Here is an 18,072-nt window from a genome sequence, read left to right as displayed (position 1 = left end):
GTAAATCGGCTTCTGTTTTTTATTCAATTTCATTAATGAAACTCTAAGTGACCCAAAGTTTCAGAGCATTCAGGGTTCGTTCCTTCAATTTAATTATAACAGAAAATTCAGATATCCACCAAAATGAAAACAAGCTTCTGTGAACTACTACACTTTTTTGTTCCATATTGGAACACCTGCCTGTTCCAATATGGAACAGTAAGGCACCTTCCCTTTTCCCTCCACCACCTTTTTAACTGATTTCATCGGTTTTTTGTTATGGCATCAGTCTTGCATAATTACATGTCGAGATATTGATTCCTTTTGATAAAGGGGGGTAAGAAAGAAATCAAGATAGTCAGAATCGCTGCAAGTCTGCCAAAGGGAATTGGAAAAAAACATAATAGTATGTCTGATCCTTTTACTTAGAGCCATTGTCCAAACAAATATCGAACATATAATCCAATTGAAAAGGGGTATTATACATGGAACAAACTATTAAACTCAATCCACGTGTGCAAGAATTCTTGAAGGGCACCAAAAAGCTTTTGATAAATGGGGAATTGGTGGAAGCTGCTTCAGGAAAAACCTTTGAGACTCTCGATCCTTCAAACGGCAAGGTTTTAGCGGTTGTGAGTGAAGCGGGTCCGGAAGATGTAGATAAAGCAGTCAAAGCAGCACGTACGGCGTTCGACAAAGGTTCTTGGAAAAAAATGAGTGCATCTGAACGCAGTCGCCTCATTTATAAATTAGCGGACCTCATGGAGGAACATAAAGAGGCGTTAGCGCAATTGGATACCCTGGATAATGGCAAGCCAATTGGCGAAACCACTAATGCCGATGTCCCCCTTGCAATCGATCACTTCCGTTATTATGCGGGATGGACCACTAAGATAGTAGGACAAACAATACCTGTTGCTGGGAATTACTTCAATTATACCCGTCATGAAGCGGTTGGAGTGGTAGGTCAGATCATCCCTTGGAATTTCCCCCTACTTATGGCTGCATGGAAATTAGGCGCAGCCCTTGCCACCGGATGTACGATCGTTTTAAAACCAGCGGAGCAAACGCCGCTTTCAGCCTTATATTTAGGACAATTGGCGCTTGAAGCAGGTTTTCCTCCAGGCGTTCTCAATGTCATACCAGGATTTGGTGAAACAGCAGGGTCACCGCTTGTAGATCATCCTGATGTCGATAAAATTGCCTTTACCGGTTCAACCTCAGTAGGGAAAATGATCATGCGCCAAGCTTCGGGAACCGTGAAAAAAATCTCGTTGGAATTAGGCGGGAAATCACCTAATATCATTTTACCGGATGCAGATATGAGCAAAGCCATTCCTGGAGCTTTAATGGGCATCATGTTTAATCAAGGACAAGTTTGCTGTGCCGGTTCCCGCCTGTACATTCAAAAGAAATCCTATGATAACGTGGTAGCAGACTTAGTGTCCCATGCAAAAAACATTAAACAAGGGGCCGGTCTTGATCCATCTACCCAGATAGGGCCTTTGGTATCCAGTGAACAAATGGAAAGAGTCGGCGGTTATATTGAAAAAGGAAAGTCTGAAGGAGCTGAAGTGGTTACCGGGGGTAATTACGGACAAGGAGAGGGTTATTTTGTAACTCCTACAATTTTTGCAGGTGTTGAAGACGAAATGACAATCGCTAAAGAGGAAATCTTCGGTCCAGTTGTAGCTGCGATGCCATTCGACAATTTGGATGATGTAATAAACCGGGCAAATAACTCAGAATATGGATTGGCTGCAGGTTTATGGACACAGGATGTAAAAAAAGCCCATTATGTCGCTAATGAATTAAAAGCAGGTACAGTTTGGGTAAACTGCTATAACGCATTTGATGCAGCTTCTCCATTTGGCGGGTATAAACAAAGTGGAATCGGTCGGGAAATGGGCAGTTATGCTTTGGATAATTATACGGAAGTCAAAAGTGTCTGGATTAACTTAAACTAAAATAACAGAGTGAACGCTCCATATGCTCATTTGGCAAAGATATCATGATTGAAGTGGATGTTATTGTTTGCTAATTCGCAAAAGGACGTACCAAATTGTGGACTTTGGTACGTCCCTTTTCTTGTTTTGTTTTGTACTTATATGGCATAGACAAAAAGAAGAGACCTTTCATCCGAAAGGTCTCTTTGTATCGATTATCCATTACGTTCGATTTGCATTTTTTCTCTGTTTGCTTTTTCTTTTTCAATATTTTTCTGTCTTGAAATCCCGGCAAACAGGATTCCAATCACCACTATCGCTTCAAATCCATATTTAATGAAGGGATTTGCAAAGTAGTCGTGCATGAAAGGTTCAGCTACGATCATTTTAGCAGCTGTCCAGCCTAGTATTCCCGCACCAATTATTATGATGAATGGGAAGCGTTCGATCAGTTTCAGGATCAAAGTGCTTCCATACATCACTACTGGAATTGATACAAGTAAACCGATCACCACTAAAATGAAATTACCATGAGAAGCACCTGCAACCGCTAGGACATTGTCCAATCCCATCAATGCATCTGCAATAATGATGGTTTTTATGGCAGCCCACATCGAGTCTGCAGGCTTCACATCATGTTCTTCTTCATCGATAAGGAGCTTATAAGCAATCCATACAAGAAGTAATCCCCCTATTAAATGCAGTCCTGGCACCTCTAATAGCCAAACAACTAGCAGCGTTGCAATGATCCTTATCACTATTGCCCCGACCGCTCCCCATATTATCACCTTTTTTTGCTGTTCTTTTGGAAGCTTTCTTGCAGCCAATCCAATAAGGATCGCATTATCACCGGCTAGAACCAAATCTATCATAATGATCGCTAAAAGTCCTGAAATGAATTCACCTGATAAAAAATCCAACACAAATTCCTCCTTTTTACAAAAATAAAGAGACCTCTGCCATAAATGGCAAAGGTCTCGCTAAGCACTAAATGAATTAGGCCAATAAAGCCGGTGGGGTTCCCACGTAATGACGACTTTATTTCAGGTTATCCCTGACGCTACTCCCCTTCACGGGAATAAAGAATATGTAATTCTTTTAATATCTTTCCATTAGGAAACTACCAAGAAAAAATATCACTAATTCAGTATACCAAAAATACAAATAAAATAAAGAAAAAAATAATAGATAGTAATGTTATTCATGAACTTAACCTTGTCCATATCCTTTCAACGGATTATTTTAGTCGATCATCCCTTCTAGATATTGGCATATTTCATTTCCTAGGTTCGGGATATCGCTCAAATCCTTCCCCCATAGATATTGATTACTTAAGGTTGCCTCTATCAATTGTCTAAGCGGGACTTCCCCTTTATCATAACGAAGCCATTGTTCCTGGAAAAATTCAATTGTCTTTATATCATCTTTAACGACATAGTCTTTACCCGCAAAGCTTTTACCAATATAACTCCCCTTCATTTCATTAACCCTATAAAATCGGATCAGGCCCGAAAAACCTCTTACGATACAGTCGGGCAGCGTGCCTTTCGCCTCATGATATTCCTCTAAGGTAGGAAGGAGACGAGCCTTGAACTTCGAAATGCTGTTCAGCGAGATATCGGCCAGGAGGTGATGTACAAAAGGATTCTTAAATCGCTCAAGAACACTTTCCCCATATTGCATCATCTCATTTTGATCAAAAGGTAATGAAGGAATTATTTCCTTTTCGATGGCATTGCTTAGAAATTGGTTGAATTCCGGATGATCGATTGCCTGTTTTACTTCTTCCAATCCAGATAAAATGCCTAAAGGAGCCAACAAGGTATGTGAACCATTAAGTATCCTTACCTTCCTCATTTGATAAGGTGTCAAATCTTTTACCCAATGCACATTCAATCCGGATTGTTGTAAAGGAAGACGTTGATCGATACAAGGGTCACCTTCAATAGCCCATAAATGGTAGGGTTCTGCCGTATTTAGCAGAGTATCCTTGTATCCCCATTCAGCAAATAGGGTGTCCGACTCATTGGCTGGAAATCCTGTAACGATACGGTCTACAAGCGAGTTTAGGAATAGGTTGTCCCGGTCCACCCACTCCATGAATGGCTTTGGTAAATCCCAATCCCTGCTATGCTTAAGAACATATTGCTTCAATGAATCACCATTTCTCTCTAAAAGCTCACATGGAAGCATGATCAGTCCCTTTTTCGCATCCCCGTTAAAATGCAGATAGCGATGATACAAAAAAGCAGTCAGCTTTCCTGGAAAAGATTCCATCGGCTTTCCTTCTTCCAAAGGAATCGGCTGGTATTTGAGTCCTGCTTCAGTCGTGTTGGAAACTACAAATTCCAATTCAGGATTTTCTGAAAGTGCTAAAAATTCCATCCATTCTTCATATGGATCAATTACCTTTGAAAAAACGGAAATGATCTCTGTATGTTCCACTTTCTTCCCTTGGTGAAAACCACGTAACATTAATGTATACAGTCCATCTTGCCGCTTCACTTCCTCTATTTTCCCTTTCCCGGCACGGCGGGGCTGGGTAACTGCAATGCTTCCCTTGAATGACCATGTTTATTACACTCATGAATCATCCAATCAAAGAAGCCCCGAAGAAAATTCCCCTCACCAATCTGCAATACTTTTATGGGGAAATCCATTTTATGTGAGGATTGGACAGCTTTTGTATCTTTACTCAAACGCTTTAGTGGACTTTTATTTATGTTCATGATCAAAGAATTCCTTTCTTATTGAAATATCCAATTCAGAGTGCGATTTAACAGCATACTGCTTATATTTCGACAATCGCCTTGATCACTTTAGCTTCAGGAGTTAACCATCCTTCAAATTGATTGATCATTTCATCCAAATGTGTGCGGTGTGTAATATACTGGCTCATATCCAACAAATCATTTTTCAGCGTATTCACGACATAATCAAAGTCATCCCTTGTTGCATTGCGGCTTCCCATTAATGTAAGCTCTTTACTGTGGAATTCAGGATCATTGAAGGAAATATCCGCTTTAACTAAACCTACATAAATCAATCTTCCGCCGTGAGCAGGATATTTAAAAGACTCCATCATTGACTTAGCATTACCTGTCGCATCAAATACCACGCTTGGCATATCTCCATTCGTCAATTGGGCCAATTTCTCCATTGGATTCTCCAAAACATTCAAAGTATAATCGGCATTTGCCCATTTGCCAGCAAACGCAAGGCGTTCATCATTTATATCCATTGCGATCACCTTTGCACCCTGTTCTTTAGCGAATGCCATGACTCCCAAGCCAATTGGTCCAGCACCAATCACTAGTGCAAATTCCCCTTTATGAATAGCGGCGCGCCTAACTGCGTGAGCCCCGATACTTAAAGGCTCTATCATTGCGGATTGATCAAGTGTGAGACCCTCGGTTCTCACCACATGATTATAAGGAACCGTAATCCACTCACTCATGCCGCCTTCAGCATGTACACCCAACACTTTCATATCCGTACAGCAGTTCGTTTTTCCACTTCTGCAAGCCAGGCATTCTCCACATTCCATATAGGGGATGATCGATACCTGATCCCCGACATTAAGCCCAGATTCATTTTCCGGTATGGACTCAATATAACCGGATAATTCATGGCCAAGTATTCGGGGATAGCTAAAAAAGGGTTGATTGCCTCCATAGGCATGGATATCCGTACCGCATATACCTATACGCCGCACACGAATCAAAGCTTCCCCTGAGTTTGGTACGGGTTTTTCCGACTGTATCATCTTAAATTCAAAAGGTTGTTCACAAACGATACTTTTCACTGATTAACACTCCTTTTTTATAGCTTAATAGAAACCTTGTACTATTAGAGAATGACACCTTCTTTAAAGATGCTAATCTCCCTATATCCGAATTTTTCATTATTCGTTTTCTTTTTACCGGATGAAAGCTCAAGAATGTAATGGAATAAATCGTCCTTTAATTCATCCATCTTTTGACCTTCAATCAACCGGCCGGCATTATAATCAATCCAGTGCTTTTTACGATCGGCTATATCCGAATTCGTGGCTATTTTTACAGTTGGCACCGGTCCGCCGAATGGTGTTCCTCTTCCCGTAGTGAATAGAACGATATGTGCGCCGGCTGCTGCCAAAGCCGTCACCGAAATCAGGTCATTTCCAGGAGAATTGATTAAATTCAAACCATGCTTCTCTACTCGTTGTCCATATGGGCTTACATCCACTACAGTGGCATGGCCCCCTTTTTGTGTACATCCAAGTGATTTTTCCTCCAGTGTACTTATGCCGCCTTCCTTGTTTCCAGGTGAAGGGTTTTCATAAATTTCTTGATCATGGCGAATGAAATACTGTTTGAAATCATTTATAAGGCCAACGATTTTCTTAAAGGTTTCTTCATCCCTCGCCCTGTTCATCAATATCGTTTCCGCTCCAAACATCTCAGGAACCTCTGTCAATATCGTGGTCCCGCCATTTTCCACAATTAAGTCGGAAACCGCACCAACCAATGGATTAGCAGTAATGCCTGAAAAACCATCGGAACCACCGCATTTCAAGCCTATTTTCAACTTTGAAACTGGTACGTTCTGGCGTACGAACCCTTCTGCATAGTCCACTAGTTCCCCCATTAAACGTAAGCCGCTCTCCAATTCATCTTGAACCTCCTGGGCTTTTAAAAATTTAATCCGACTTGGAGGAAATTCGCCTATGACTTCTTTAAATGCTTCGATTTGATTATTCTCACACCCTAATCCCACAACTAAAACCCCTGCTGCATTTGGATGTTGAGCCAAGGCTGCCAATAGTTTCTGCGTATGGGTCAAATCATCTCCCAATTGAGAACAACCGTAGGGGTGGGAAAAGTGATGAACTCCATCGATTTGACGATCTTTAAATTGCTCACTGCCCATTTTGGCGAGAAGTTCACATGTTTTATTGATGCAGCCTACCGTATTGATGATCCAGATTTCATTCCGGATACCCACTTCCCCATTTTCACGGATATATCCTTGGAAGGTATGATTTTGACTGGGTTCTTTTGTTTTTTGTCTGCTAGGTTGATAGGAGTAATCCAATATGCCATGCAAACCGGATGTCAGATTATGGGTGTGAACCCAATCTCCAATGGAGAGATCTTCTTTAGCTTTTCCGATCGAGTAGCCAAATTTGATTACGTCCTCCCCTCGCTTAACCGGATTCACTAACATTTTATGCCCTTTAGGAATGTCATCACGTGCCTTGATATGGATCATTCCCCTATCTTTTGTTTGAATCTGGAGGCTCTGTCCTTTCTGAATCCCCTCCAAGGAAATAACAACATCATCGTTTGAATGCAATTGAACAAATTTATTCATTTTGTTCCCTCCTTATCATGAGTGAAGAAGTTCTAAAGGTAACGTAAATCCATTCCGAAAGCCCTTTCATTTTTCCCTTGATTTTTTTAAATTTTCAAATCCTCCATTAATTTTAACATCAATTTTTGAAATATTAATTGCGTATTTTGCTATAAATATACTCATTCTTGTTGTATTATACTTTCAGGAGATGAACAAATGAAAAAAATCCATAATGCATTAAATCATGATTTACTCTTCCCATTTTCTTTTGTCTATCAAGATACGAAAAGTCCCCAGAATGAATTGTCCGATCATATGCATGACCATTATGAAATTGTTTATGTTTATAACGGTAAAGGGACCTTTTTTATCGGTGATGTGTTTTATGATATGCAGCAAGGGGATGTATTCCTGATCCCGAATAATACCATTCATAGGGCTTTACCGAATAAGGACGACCCTGTTACCTCCACCATTATCTTTTTCAGTCCCACATTAATATATAAAGATATGGTTGATGATTCTTTTTCATATTTACATTTGTTTGATCTGACAAAAAAGAGTAAGAACTATAAAATATCATTGCCGCAAAAGAAACAAGTAAAGATGGAAGAACAGCTAGAACTTATCCTGCAAGAAACGAATAGCCGATCGATAGGCTCGAGGCATGCTTGTTTGCTGACCGTTCATCAGATCATACTTGATTTATACCGTATCCGGATAAATGGCAAACAAGAATTATCCGAGGGCAAGAGCTATAGTTCAGAATGGATGAAAGATATTTTAATCTATATGAATGAACATATGGATGAACCATTGACGCTGACGATACTTGCACAAAAAGCTTTGGTCAGTCCCGCACATTTTAGCAGGGTTTTTAAGGAAACGACTGGAATTGGGTTAGTCGTGTATCTAAACACGAAAAGGATCATCAAGGCAAAGGAACTTTTACTGGAAACGAATCACACCATTGCCCATATTGCCGAAATGTGTGGTTTTGAAAGCATGCCCCAATTTTATCGTACCTTTAAGAAATACAATGAAAAGACACCAGCTACATTTCGAAAAGAAAATAGGGTCCGCTAGGCATGCCTAATACAAATGAAAAAATGGAAGTGTCTTCCCTTTGGGAGACACTTCCATTCTAACAATCTATTACGCAGGCTTTACTATCGGTCGTACAAAACGGATGACCGCTAGCGATGCAACAACTGCCAATCCACCTGCAAGCAAGAATGCAACTGTGTATGTGCCTGAGGTATCGACAATGTATCCTGTTAACGTCGGTCCGATGATTCCTGCTGTATTTGCCAAGAAATGCATAAAACCTCCAACAGAACCAACATTACCAGGGTCGACGACATCGTTGACGATGGCCCAGTAAATGGCACCAGTCAAATATAGGAAGAAGACGGAAAGTGCGACAAGCGTTACTGCACTGACTGTTGTGGATACAAGTCCAGCAAAACCGATACATAACGCCGATAAGAACAAACATGTTACTAGCACTAGCTTACGTGAGAATAAAACACCTTTTTGTGCGAATTTTTTATAGAAGAAATCTGACACGAATCCACCCAAAGCTAGTCCGATGAATCCAAAAATCCAAGGAATCACTGTAATGATACTCATATTTTCTACACTTAGCCCGCGTGCATCCACCAAATAGCTTGGGAACCAAGTTAAGAAAAAGAAGAGAATATAGTTGTAGGAGAAAAAGGCTAGAGCTGTAAATAAAACCGTTTTTTGTTTTAAATAAAAGGTGAATTTCACCTTTCCTTCCGATGTTGCCGCTACATAAGATTTTCCTGTATGCTTCTGTTCCTTTGACTCTTCTGGTTTTTCTTTAACGAACTTCCACCAGCAAATCGCCCATATAAGACCAATTACCATTATGGCAATGAAAGAAACTCTCCATCCATAAGAGATGGCAATGAATCCAACTATTGGACCTGCGATTGCGCCACCAAGCGGAGTCCCGCTATTCGTCAGACCAACGACAGATGCCCGTTGATTTGACGGGAACCAGTTATTCACCATTTTATTGATGGTTGACGAAAGAGGGCCTTCGCCCATCCCAAACAAGATGCGGATGACGATCATACTGGCAAAACCGACAGCAAGTACAAGCGCACCACTGAATAAAGACCAAACGATCATCGCCACGAAAAGCGTAAGCTTCGCTCCCCATTTATCGGACGCCATGCCTCCAAGGAAGTTAAATACGGCATAACCAACGGAAAAGCTACTAAAGATAATTCCCATCTGTGTGGCTGTTAGGGATAAATCATCTTGGATGAACGGAGCTGCAATGGATAGTGCAGATCGGTCCAGATAATTTATTACCCCTGCCAAGAACAAGAAAACGATAACCATTCCTCTACCATTTGAAAACATAAAGAACCCCCCTATACGTTTCTATAAATGCAGCAGCATTTTTGGAAACGTTTCCATTTAATAACCAAGAGTAAAACCTATATGACCCAAAAACTAAATCGGTTTAGAATCCCCGTAAAAAAAGCGCTTTCTTTTTCACAGGAATTCTTACATCCGAATCTAGCAAGAATTCCTTGAAAGCAAAGTCGGTTTCAAGCGATGCACGCTTGTATCCTCTTTTCCTGATTTATTGATTTGACTAAGCAGTAACTCTGCTGCCAAGTTTGCCATTTCAATGGCCGGCTGATTAACCGTTGTGATGGTCGGTGTATAGAAACTGGCATAAGGAACATCATCGATTCCTATGACCGCTATGTCATCAGGTATATGGATTTCGTGCTGTTTCATATAACGCAATACTTCATTAAGCACGATATCATTTCCTGCCAAAATGGCTTGAGGCGGCTTTTCCAATTCGAAAAATTCTGAAAACGCAAGCGGAATTTCATCTGCATTCACAGTTTTAATATATTCTGAATTGAATGGTATCCCATGTGACGCGAGTGAATCCTTGTACCCTTTGATCCGTTCGATTCGAGGACTGATATCGCGTATTATTGAAGTGGTTATGATTGCAATGTTTTCAAAACCCTTTTCAATAAACCGATCGACCGCTAACTTGGAAGCAAGGTGATTATCGAGCATGACTGTAGCAATATTCAATTCTTCAATCGTCCTATCCATGAAAACAATCGGGAATTGATCACTCTTCATACGTTGATATAAATCAAGATTGTCCCCTGTGGGGAAAATGATGATCCCATCCACTTGTTTAGCTCTTAGCATTTCAATATAATTCTTTTCCTTTTCAGGATTGTCATCCGCATTGCATACGATAATATGGAACCCTTGTTCATAAAAGTAGTTTTCTATCGCTCTAATAACTTGCGTTGAAAACGTGTGAAGGATATTGGCAACCACTACCCCAACGGTAAAAGTGGATTTTTGTTTTAAACTGCGCGCTATTATATTAGGCTGATAGTTTAACTCTTCGATTGTTTCTTCAATTTTTTTCCTGGTTTTTTCACTCATATATTCATAGCGTTTGTTCAGGTATTGGGAAACTGTGCTTTTTGATACTTTCGCGTGATTGGCGACATCAGTAATTGTAATGGTTTTCATTTCATTCATCCCTGTCGTGTGATTTCAATATATAAGGAATATTCTATTATAATAAGTAAAGCTTTACAATCACCTTCTGATGCAGTAAAAAAGTCATTTTCCCATACCATGGAACTAATTTATCACGTTAACTTGTTTGCCTTTTTATAGGAGCTGAATTCAGACGCCGGAGTATGCCATGAAACCACCATCGACCGGTACCGTAATTCCTGTGACAAAGCCCGAGTAGGATTCATCAGCGAGCCAAAGCAACGTTCCAAGTAAGTCTTCTGGCTGCCCAAAACGCTTCATGGGTGTTGAAGTAATGATTTTATTAGACCTTGCTGTCAGACTGCCATCTTCATTAAGCAGAAGATCCCGATTTTGCTTCGTCAAAAAGAATCCTGGAGCAATGGCATTCACCCGTAAACCTGCTTCGGCAAAATGTACAGCCATCCACATCGTAAAATTATTTATCGAAGCTTTGGCCGCACTGTATGCTGGCACTTTAGTCATCGGAGCGTAGGCACTCATGGAAGATACATTTACGATAACCGGTGCCTCCACTTGCAATAACTCTTTCCCAAAAACCTGACTGGCCAAAAATGTACCGGTGAAATTACTGGCAAAAACCTGGGAGAAACCATTTTCGTCTAAATCAAAAAAGGATTTCCCTTCCGCTTCTTCCCCATATTTCTCTGGAGCTGTAATGGCATCAGGATGATTGCCTCCAGCTCCATTTATTAATAGATCCACTCTTCCGAACGCTTCTATTATTTTTCCTCTTGCATTCTCCAATGAGGCTCTATCCAAAACGTCTGCTGCTATGGATATCGCAGTGCCCCCTTTTTGTTCAATGAGTTCGACCACTTCTTGCCCTTTTTCGGCCGATCTGTTCAATATAGCTATCCTGACACCATGACGGGCCAATTCCACAGCCATTTTCGAACATAAAACACCGCTGCCTCCAGTGATCACTGCCACCCTATTCGATAAGTTTTCATGGATGGGAATCATGATTTCCCACCTGATTTACCAGCTTCATATGCATCCCATAATCCGAGCAAATACATGATTCCCAATGCTCGGTCATATAAACCGTAACCTGGGCGACAATCTTCACCCCAAATATGGCGGCCATGATCTGGTCTGACATAACCAGTATAATTCTGCTTATTCAATTCTTCCACGACGCCCTGTATATTGATGGATCCATCCTGGGTATGATGGGACGTTTCCACAAAGTCACCATTTTCATAAATCTTCACATTTCGAATATGGGAGAAAGGCGAACGGTTTGCATACTTTTTAGCCACTTGGACCATATCATTTTCAGGGTTTGCCCCCATCGATCCAGTACACATGGTAAATGCATTCGACGGTGAGTCCGAAATCGAGATCAGTTTTTCATAGCTCGATTCTCCGGTGATGATTCTTGGCAAGCCAAAAATGGACCATGGCGGATCATCCGGATGAATAGCCATTTTAATGCCGCAAGCTTCGGCAACAGGTAATATTTCTTTTAGGAATATTTCAAGATTCGCCCATAACTGCTCTTCGTCGACAGTTTTGTAAGCTTCGAATAATTCAGAAATTCGATCCATCTTTTCTGGTTCCCAACCTGGTAAAGTTAAATCGGAAGCTTCCGTCACAGTACGAATCAAATCTTGCGGTTCTAACGTATCCACTTTCGCCTTTTCATAAAATAGGGCAGTTGAGCCATCTTCCAAAGGATGGAACATTTCCGTACGAGTCCAATCAAAAATCGGCATGAAGTTATAGCAAATGACTTTCACTCCAGCTTCCGAGAGATTTCGGATCGTCTCTTTGTATTTCTCAATATATATCATGCGGTCTTCGTTACCCAATTTAATCGATTCATGGATATTTACACTTTCTACAACATCCGTGTGAAAACCAAATGATTGGATATATTCGATTTCTTCTTTAATTTCTTCCTTTTCCCATACCTCACCAACAGGTTTTTGGTGTAGTGCCCAAACTATCCCTTTCACACCAGGAATCTGTTTAATGTGCTCCAATGTAACGGTATCATTGTCTTTCCCATACCATCTAAATGTAATGTTCATCATGCACCTCCGTCATTCCGCAATCTTTTGCATATATTTTCCGCTTAATTCCACTGCTGCTTCATAGCCGCCATTTTGATAGGCTTTGTTCAAATCACTGCCGATCCCGATTGCCACCGCACCTGCATTCAGCCAGTCCTTCATGTTATCCAAATTAATTCCGCCGGTTGGCATGATTCTTACATTAGGCAGTGGACCATTAACCGACTTGATGAAAGAAGGTTCAAAGTGGTTTGCCGGAAATAACTTCAAAACATCACAACCTGCTTCCATTGCCGTAGCCATTTCTTTGATCGTCATGCAACCAGGCATATAGGGAATGCCGTATCGATTACAAAGTTCGGCTACTCCATTGACAAAATAGGGACTGACGATAAAATTGGCACCAGCTAAAATCGCATGTCGAGCCGTTTCAGAATCAAGTACCGATCCTGCTCCTAAGAGTGCATCCGTATTCTGCAGTTCATTGAAAGCTTCTTCAATTCCCGGTGTTGTATAAGTCAATTCTATTGCCCGAACACCGCCTTCCACAGCTGCTTTAGACAGTTGTGCCGCTTCCTTTGCATCCTGTCCCCGGATAACAGCTACAACTTTCGTTTCCTTTATTCGATGAATGATTGAATGTTTGTCCATAAATCCTGCCCCCCTTTAATTAAAAACGATGATCGCTTTTCGAACTTGTTCGGGATGATTTTCCACAAAATTAAATGCTTCCTGGATATCATCCAGCGAAAATGTGTGGGTAATTAAACCTTCTTGTCTGATTTTTCCTTCATTTAAAAGTGTAACTACTTTTGGGAACTGATTGGTTTGCAACCTAGATCCTTTAACCGAGACTTCCTTTTTAGTGATTGGCAGTTGGGAAACTGATGCAGGCCGTTCATCAAAACCGAGTACGACAATCCGGCCCGCCGTTGATACGACATCAAAGGACAATTCAAATGTCATCGGCAAGCATACTGCATCAATGACCACGTTGGCACCTTCTCCATTCGTCCATTCTTCCACTCGTTTTTGAACATCTTCTTTTCCCGCATGGACAATGATATCAGCGCCGCTTTCTTTAGCGAATTCCAAACGTTCCTCACTTAAATCCGTGATCATCACTGATGCTCCTTGAAGCTTTGCCATCTTTAATATGCAAATCCCAATAGGCCCAGCTCCCTGGATAAGCACTGTTTCCCCTTCCTCCACTTCACCTCTCCAAACGGCCTGTGCTCCGATTGTATATGGCTCAGCCAATACTATTTCTTCCCAAGCCAACGCGGAATCCACAACATGTAATTGTTTCTCGGGAAGGACGAACCATTCTCTCATACCACCATCTTCATGTACGCCAAAAACGGACAGTTTTTCACAAACATTTTGGCGGCCTTTGCGGCAGGCGTAACACTTCCCGCAGTAACTGATGGGCTCAATAACAACATGGTCCCCAACTTTTATGCCCACGACGCCTTGTCCAATCTCCACAACTTCTCCCGCTACTTCATGCCCGACGACTCGCGGTAGCGTAGCAAGAGGATTCGTACCATGGTAAATATGCATATCCGATCCACAAATCCCGACTCTTTTTACTTTTACAAGGACATCCGTCGAGTTCGAAATCCGTGGTTTTTCCACTTCTTGTATGATAAGTTCATGAGCTTTCCGTACTTGAACCGCTTTCATTTCTCCCACCTACTTTGTAAGAAATTCATATACACTTGATGCTATCGTAATACCATGTTTCAGGTTTTTTTCTTCATTGATTTGTTCAATCTCACCCGGTACATATACGCGATCGAACCCTGGAGCAGGTTCAACCTGTTTCAGCTCTTCAATCATTTGATCCATTTGCTCTAAAAATATATCAGTATCAGTAAAGAATGAAGGATTAATTACACAAAAATAATGCCCCAGCTTCCGTTTCTTATCAAGATCGTCATACATTTTCCCAATGTGCGGGCCAAATGCCGCACCGGCCATTAATCCAGAAAACACATCTACAATTACCGATAGACCATAGCCTTTCGGGCCTCCGAAAGTGGAAAGGGAAACGACTTTATTCGGATCCGTGACTGCAGCTCCATGTTCATCGACACCCCATCCTTCAGGGATTTCCTTTCCTTCTTCGCGTGCCTGGAGAATTTTCCCCCATGCAACATTGGATGTAGCCATATCAAGAATATAGGGTTTCTTCGTTTTGGCAGGAACTCCGTAAGCGATTGGGTTGGTACCAAGAAATGATGTTTTTCCCCCGAACGGGACCACAATTTTATCGGTATGTGACATCGCGATGCCAATCAACTTTGCATCAGCGGCTTTTTGAACGAAATAACTTAGTGCTCCGCAATGGCTGCTATTAAAAACAGTCACCATGCCCACGCCATTTTCTCTCGCCATATCGATTGCATGGTCCATGGCCACGTCGCTGATCACATGCCCAAATCCATCATCTCCATCAACTACACCGGTAACGGGCCCTGTCTTTTGGAAGGAAATCTGGGCTTTGGGATTTATACCCCCTGCCTGTAAACGGTTCACATAATGCTCTGTTCGCAAAACACCATGGGAATTGACATTTCTGAGATCAGCATGAACCAATACTTCCGCAATTTTCCCGGCAGTTTCTTCATTCAAACCCACTTTGGTCAGCTGCTGTATAACTAATCGTTTTGCTTCCTCGGCTTGTATCGTTACTGTTGCCATTTTCTCTCCCCATTTCTTTCAGCCTACTATCTTTCTATTACAATCTCATTCTGTATGAAAGGCATTACTTCATCCAAATATGGTAATCCTTCATTGTCCCCTGCAACAGTGGTGACAAGAGCTCCTACACCATTTGCGAATGCCAATCTTTCATCAATTGATAAACCATTAAGGTATCCGTAAATATAACCGGCATCATAACCATCTCCCGCACCAACTGTATCTACAGGTATTACAGGGAAAGCTTCTTTTTCATGCCATTCACTTTTGGTATATAGTTTTGAACCTTGTTTCCCGTCCTTAATGACAAGCTGATCAATAGCATTCACCTTCGCGAATTCAGCCAAAGATTCTTTTGAGTCAGTACCGATGATCAATCTTATTTCATCTAAACCTGTAAGCAAAATATCAACATATGGAAAAATATCATAGTAAACTGACCTTGCTTCCTCGATGGACCATAGCTTTAAGCGGATATTCGGATCAAAAGAAACAGGTATATTTTTTTGTTTTGCAATTTCCATTACCCTCTTGGCAATGTTGACATTTTTCGGATCTATAGCCAAAAATACTCCAGTAAGGTGGACTATATCAATCCCTTCAAACATCTTCTCTGTTATATCTCCAGGCTTTAAAGTTAAAATGGGAGATTGATAGCGGTAATAAAATGTCTTTCCGGAACCATCTTCCCGAATCTCTTTAAAGTTAAGAGATGTTGGATATCCATTTACATAGGCCACATCACTCATGTCCACGCCTTCCCCACGAGCGAAATTATAAATAACTTTACCGAACTCATCCTTGCCTAAACGGCTTATCCATTTTGACCGCAAACCTAGCCTTGCACAGCCAATCGCAAAATTCAGTTCAGCGCCTCCTACTTTTCGCTCAAAACGGTTAACGAATCTTAAAGGTCCTGTCTCTTCCGGATTTAGCGTGATCATGGCGTCGCCCAGCGTTAAAACACCATATTTTGATGACAATTCAGTACCTCCTTCTTGCGAACATTCACAAATGGAAACAAAAACATTTGATCATATCACTTTCATTATGCTTATTAGCTAAATCGATTTAGTTAATTACTAAACCGGTTTGGTAAATCATAAGGAAATTGTAAATGAAAACCCTATCAAAAACAATAGAAAAGTTTGATAATTTGTAATTTTATTTTTATTCGATACTATTTCATATGATATTTCAGCTAAATTTACGATAAATAAACCTTATTATGGAAAATGAACAAGAACTGTTTCATCTTTAAATGATTGACAGTTTCAGATTTTTTTCGATCAAATTTACTCTTTGCTATTAATTTGGGAGAAAGTTGTATAATATATCAATTGTTAAATAAGTTTGAAAGGTTGTTTGGAATGAGTTTTTTGAAAATATACATCTTACTTACCGGAATAATGATTACATGGGGGTTAAATGTCTCAGTTATTAAAATTTTAGTTGCGCATACGCAGCCCGTAACGATAACATCTATGAGAATTTTTACTGCTTCTCTTATCGTCATTATTATCCTTTTCTTCTTTGGACTAATACGCCTTCCTAAAAAAAGTGAACTTTTTTACGTTTTTGGAGGAGCACTTTTGAGTGTCGTTTTTCATCATTATTTTTTAGCTGAGGGATTGACGAAGACTTCCGCCTCGAATGCTGGATTGATTTTGGGCATGGGGCCAATATTGACTGTCATTTTGACCATGATTTTCTTTCGAAAAAAACCTACGTTAATCAAGCTGCTTGGCTTTATATGCGGTTCCCTGGGTGTGAGTTTTACCGTTATGGCAGGAAGCGGAGGAATTCATTCTATTAATCTTGGGGATGTGGATATTTTGCTTTCCATTCTTTCACAGGCATTGAGTTTCATCCTCATTAATAAAGCCTCAAAAACAATGGATCCACGATTATTAACCGGCTACATGATGCTGATCGGGTCTTTTATTCTTTTTGCTATCAGCTTATGGAAGGAACCAGAGGGCTTATCTTCCCTGGCAACCGCACCGCCATCCATCTGGGGAGCTTTCTTTTTCTCCGCTATTTTTGCCACCGCCCTCGGGCACATGAGCTATAATTATGCCATTGGTAAGGTAGGCGCAGCCGAATCATCCATATTTCTTAACTTAAACACCTTATTCTCTTTGTTAGGGGCAGCATTTTTCCTTAATGAAGCCCTTGTGCCTGCACATTTCATCGGACTTATCTTCATTGTTTCAGGAGTATTGCTTGGCTCTGGTGCAATTGAAATATGGATTCTCCAAAAGAAAAATAAACGTTTATCTGCCTAACGGCCGGAGCAGAACTTAGATTTCGAGACTTTCTTTGTAACATGATAACAGATCCTACGACACTGCCATTCTTATAAAAATGGCAGTATCATGGGGTCTTATTTTTATTGTCCTTCCCTTCTTTCAACTACAAATAATTGCTGAATAATAATTGGAGATTCATATCTGTTACAATATACCCGGAAATTTGCATGAACATGTCCATTG

Annotated in this window: 15 protein-coding genes; 3 read left to right on the top strand and 12 right to left on the bottom strand. The window is 40.8% G+C overall.

What is annotated here, in order from left to right; translation table 11 throughout:
• Positions 1-464 precede the first annotated feature (464 nt).
• Positions 465-1,946 carry an aldehyde dehydrogenase family protein gene (locus AC2YHV_RS20120; protein WP_487373929.1) on the top strand — a complete coding sequence of 494 codons (1,482 nt, stop codon included), beginning with the start codon at positions 465-467 and terminating at the stop codon, positions 1,944-1,946.
• 194 nt (positions 1,947-2,140) lie between these two features.
• Here the strand turns inward: AC2YHV_RS20120 and AC2YHV_RS20115 are convergent, their stop codons facing one another.
• From AC2YHV_RS20115 to AC2YHV_RS20100, 4 genes are all read right to left on the bottom strand, one after another.
• Positions 2,141-2,845 carry a TerC family protein gene (locus AC2YHV_RS20115; RefSeq protein ID WP_057277507.1) on the bottom strand — a complete coding sequence of 235 codons (705 nt, stop codon included), beginning with the start codon at positions 2,843-2,845 and terminating at the stop codon, positions 2,141-2,143.
• Between the two features lie 322 nt (positions 2,846-3,167).
• Entirely contained in the window at positions 3,168-4,439 is a 1,272-nt protein-coding gene (locus tag AC2YHV_RS20110) for a tagaturonate reductase (protein ID WP_487373977.1), read from the bottom strand.
• A gap of 277 nt (positions 4,440-4,716) precedes the next feature.
• Positions 4,717-5,730, bottom strand: a complete 1,014-nt coding sequence (locus tag AC2YHV_RS20105; RefSeq protein ID WP_487373928.1) for a zinc-binding alcohol dehydrogenase family protein — start codon at positions 5,728-5,730, stop codon at positions 4,717-4,719.
• A 44-nt stretch (positions 5,731-5,774) separates the two neighbouring features.
• Entirely contained in the window at positions 5,775-7,280 is a 1,506-nt protein-coding gene (locus AC2YHV_RS20100; protein ID WP_487373927.1) for a UxaA family hydrolase, read from the bottom strand.
• A 198-nt stretch (positions 7,281-7,478) separates the two neighbouring features.
• Between AC2YHV_RS20100 and AC2YHV_RS20095 the strand changes: the two genes are divergently transcribed.
• Positions 7,479-8,348, top strand: a complete 870-nt coding sequence (locus AC2YHV_RS20095; RefSeq protein ID WP_487373926.1) for an AraC family transcriptional regulator — start codon at positions 7,479-7,481, stop codon at positions 8,346-8,348.
• 69 nt (positions 8,349-8,417) lie between these two features.
• On the opposite strand, the gene AC2YHV_RS20090 is transcribed toward AC2YHV_RS20095, so the two are convergent.
• The 8 genes from AC2YHV_RS20090 to AC2YHV_RS20055 all read right to left on the bottom strand — a co-directional run bounded on the left by AC2YHV_RS20090 (position 8,418) and on the right by AC2YHV_RS20055 (position 16,560).
• The gene (locus AC2YHV_RS20090) at positions 8,418-9,659 is read right to left on the bottom strand and encodes an MFS transporter (protein ID WP_487373925.1); all 1,242 of its coding nucleotides are present in this window, start codon (positions 9,657-9,659) and stop codon (positions 8,418-8,420) included.
• Positions 9,660-9,818: 159 nt separating this feature from the next.
• Positions 9,819-10,820 (bottom strand): LacI family DNA-binding transcriptional regulator, encoded by a 1,002-nt coding sequence (locus AC2YHV_RS20085; RefSeq protein WP_487373924.1) that lies wholly within the window; start codon positions 10,818-10,820, stop codon positions 9,819-9,821.
• 159 nt (positions 10,821-10,979) lie between these two features.
• Complete coding sequence (locus AC2YHV_RS20080) at positions 10,980-11,816, bottom strand: SDR family oxidoreductase (protein WP_057277500.1); 837 nt, start codon at positions 11,814-11,816, stop codon at positions 10,980-10,982.
• Positions 11,813-12,889, bottom strand: coding sequence for a mannonate dehydratase (gene uxuA, locus AC2YHV_RS20075; RefSeq protein WP_487373923.1), 1,077 nt, complete (start codon positions 12,887-12,889; stop codon positions 11,813-11,815). Before uxuA ends, AC2YHV_RS20080 begins: the two co-directional genes overlap by 4 nt.
• A gap of 12 nt (positions 12,890-12,901) precedes the next feature.
• Entirely contained in the window at positions 12,902-13,522 is a 621-nt protein-coding gene (locus AC2YHV_RS20070) for a bifunctional 2-keto-4-hydroxyglutarate aldolase/2-keto-3-deoxy-6-phosphogluconate aldolase (RefSeq protein ID WP_034307107.1), read from the bottom strand.
• A 15-nt stretch (positions 13,523-13,537) separates the two neighbouring features.
• Positions 13,538-14,557, bottom strand: coding sequence for a zinc-binding alcohol dehydrogenase family protein (locus tag AC2YHV_RS20065; protein WP_063576100.1), 1,020 nt, complete (start codon positions 14,555-14,557; stop codon positions 13,538-13,540).
• Between the two features lie 9 nt (positions 14,558-14,566).
• Positions 14,567-15,577, bottom strand: a complete 1,011-nt coding sequence (gene allD / locus AC2YHV_RS20060) for an ureidoglycolate dehydrogenase (protein WP_487373922.1) — start codon at positions 15,575-15,577, stop codon at positions 14,567-14,569.
• A gap of 26 nt (positions 15,578-15,603) precedes the next feature.
• Positions 15,604-16,560, bottom strand: a complete 957-nt coding sequence (locus AC2YHV_RS20055; RefSeq protein ID WP_063590996.1) for a sugar kinase — start codon at positions 16,558-16,560, stop codon at positions 15,604-15,606.
• 387 nt (positions 16,561-16,947) lie between these two features.
• Between AC2YHV_RS20055 and AC2YHV_RS20050 the strand changes: the two genes are divergently transcribed.
• Entirely contained in the window at positions 16,948-17,865 is a 918-nt protein-coding gene (locus AC2YHV_RS20050) for a DMT family transporter (protein WP_098864366.1), read from the top strand.
• Positions 17,866-18,072: the final 207 nt, after the last annotated feature.

Source organism: Peribacillus sp. SRI_006 (assembly GCF_057586375.1).
Note: the sequence above shows the minus strand (reverse complement) of the source record. Positions and strands in the feature narration are given on the sequence as shown.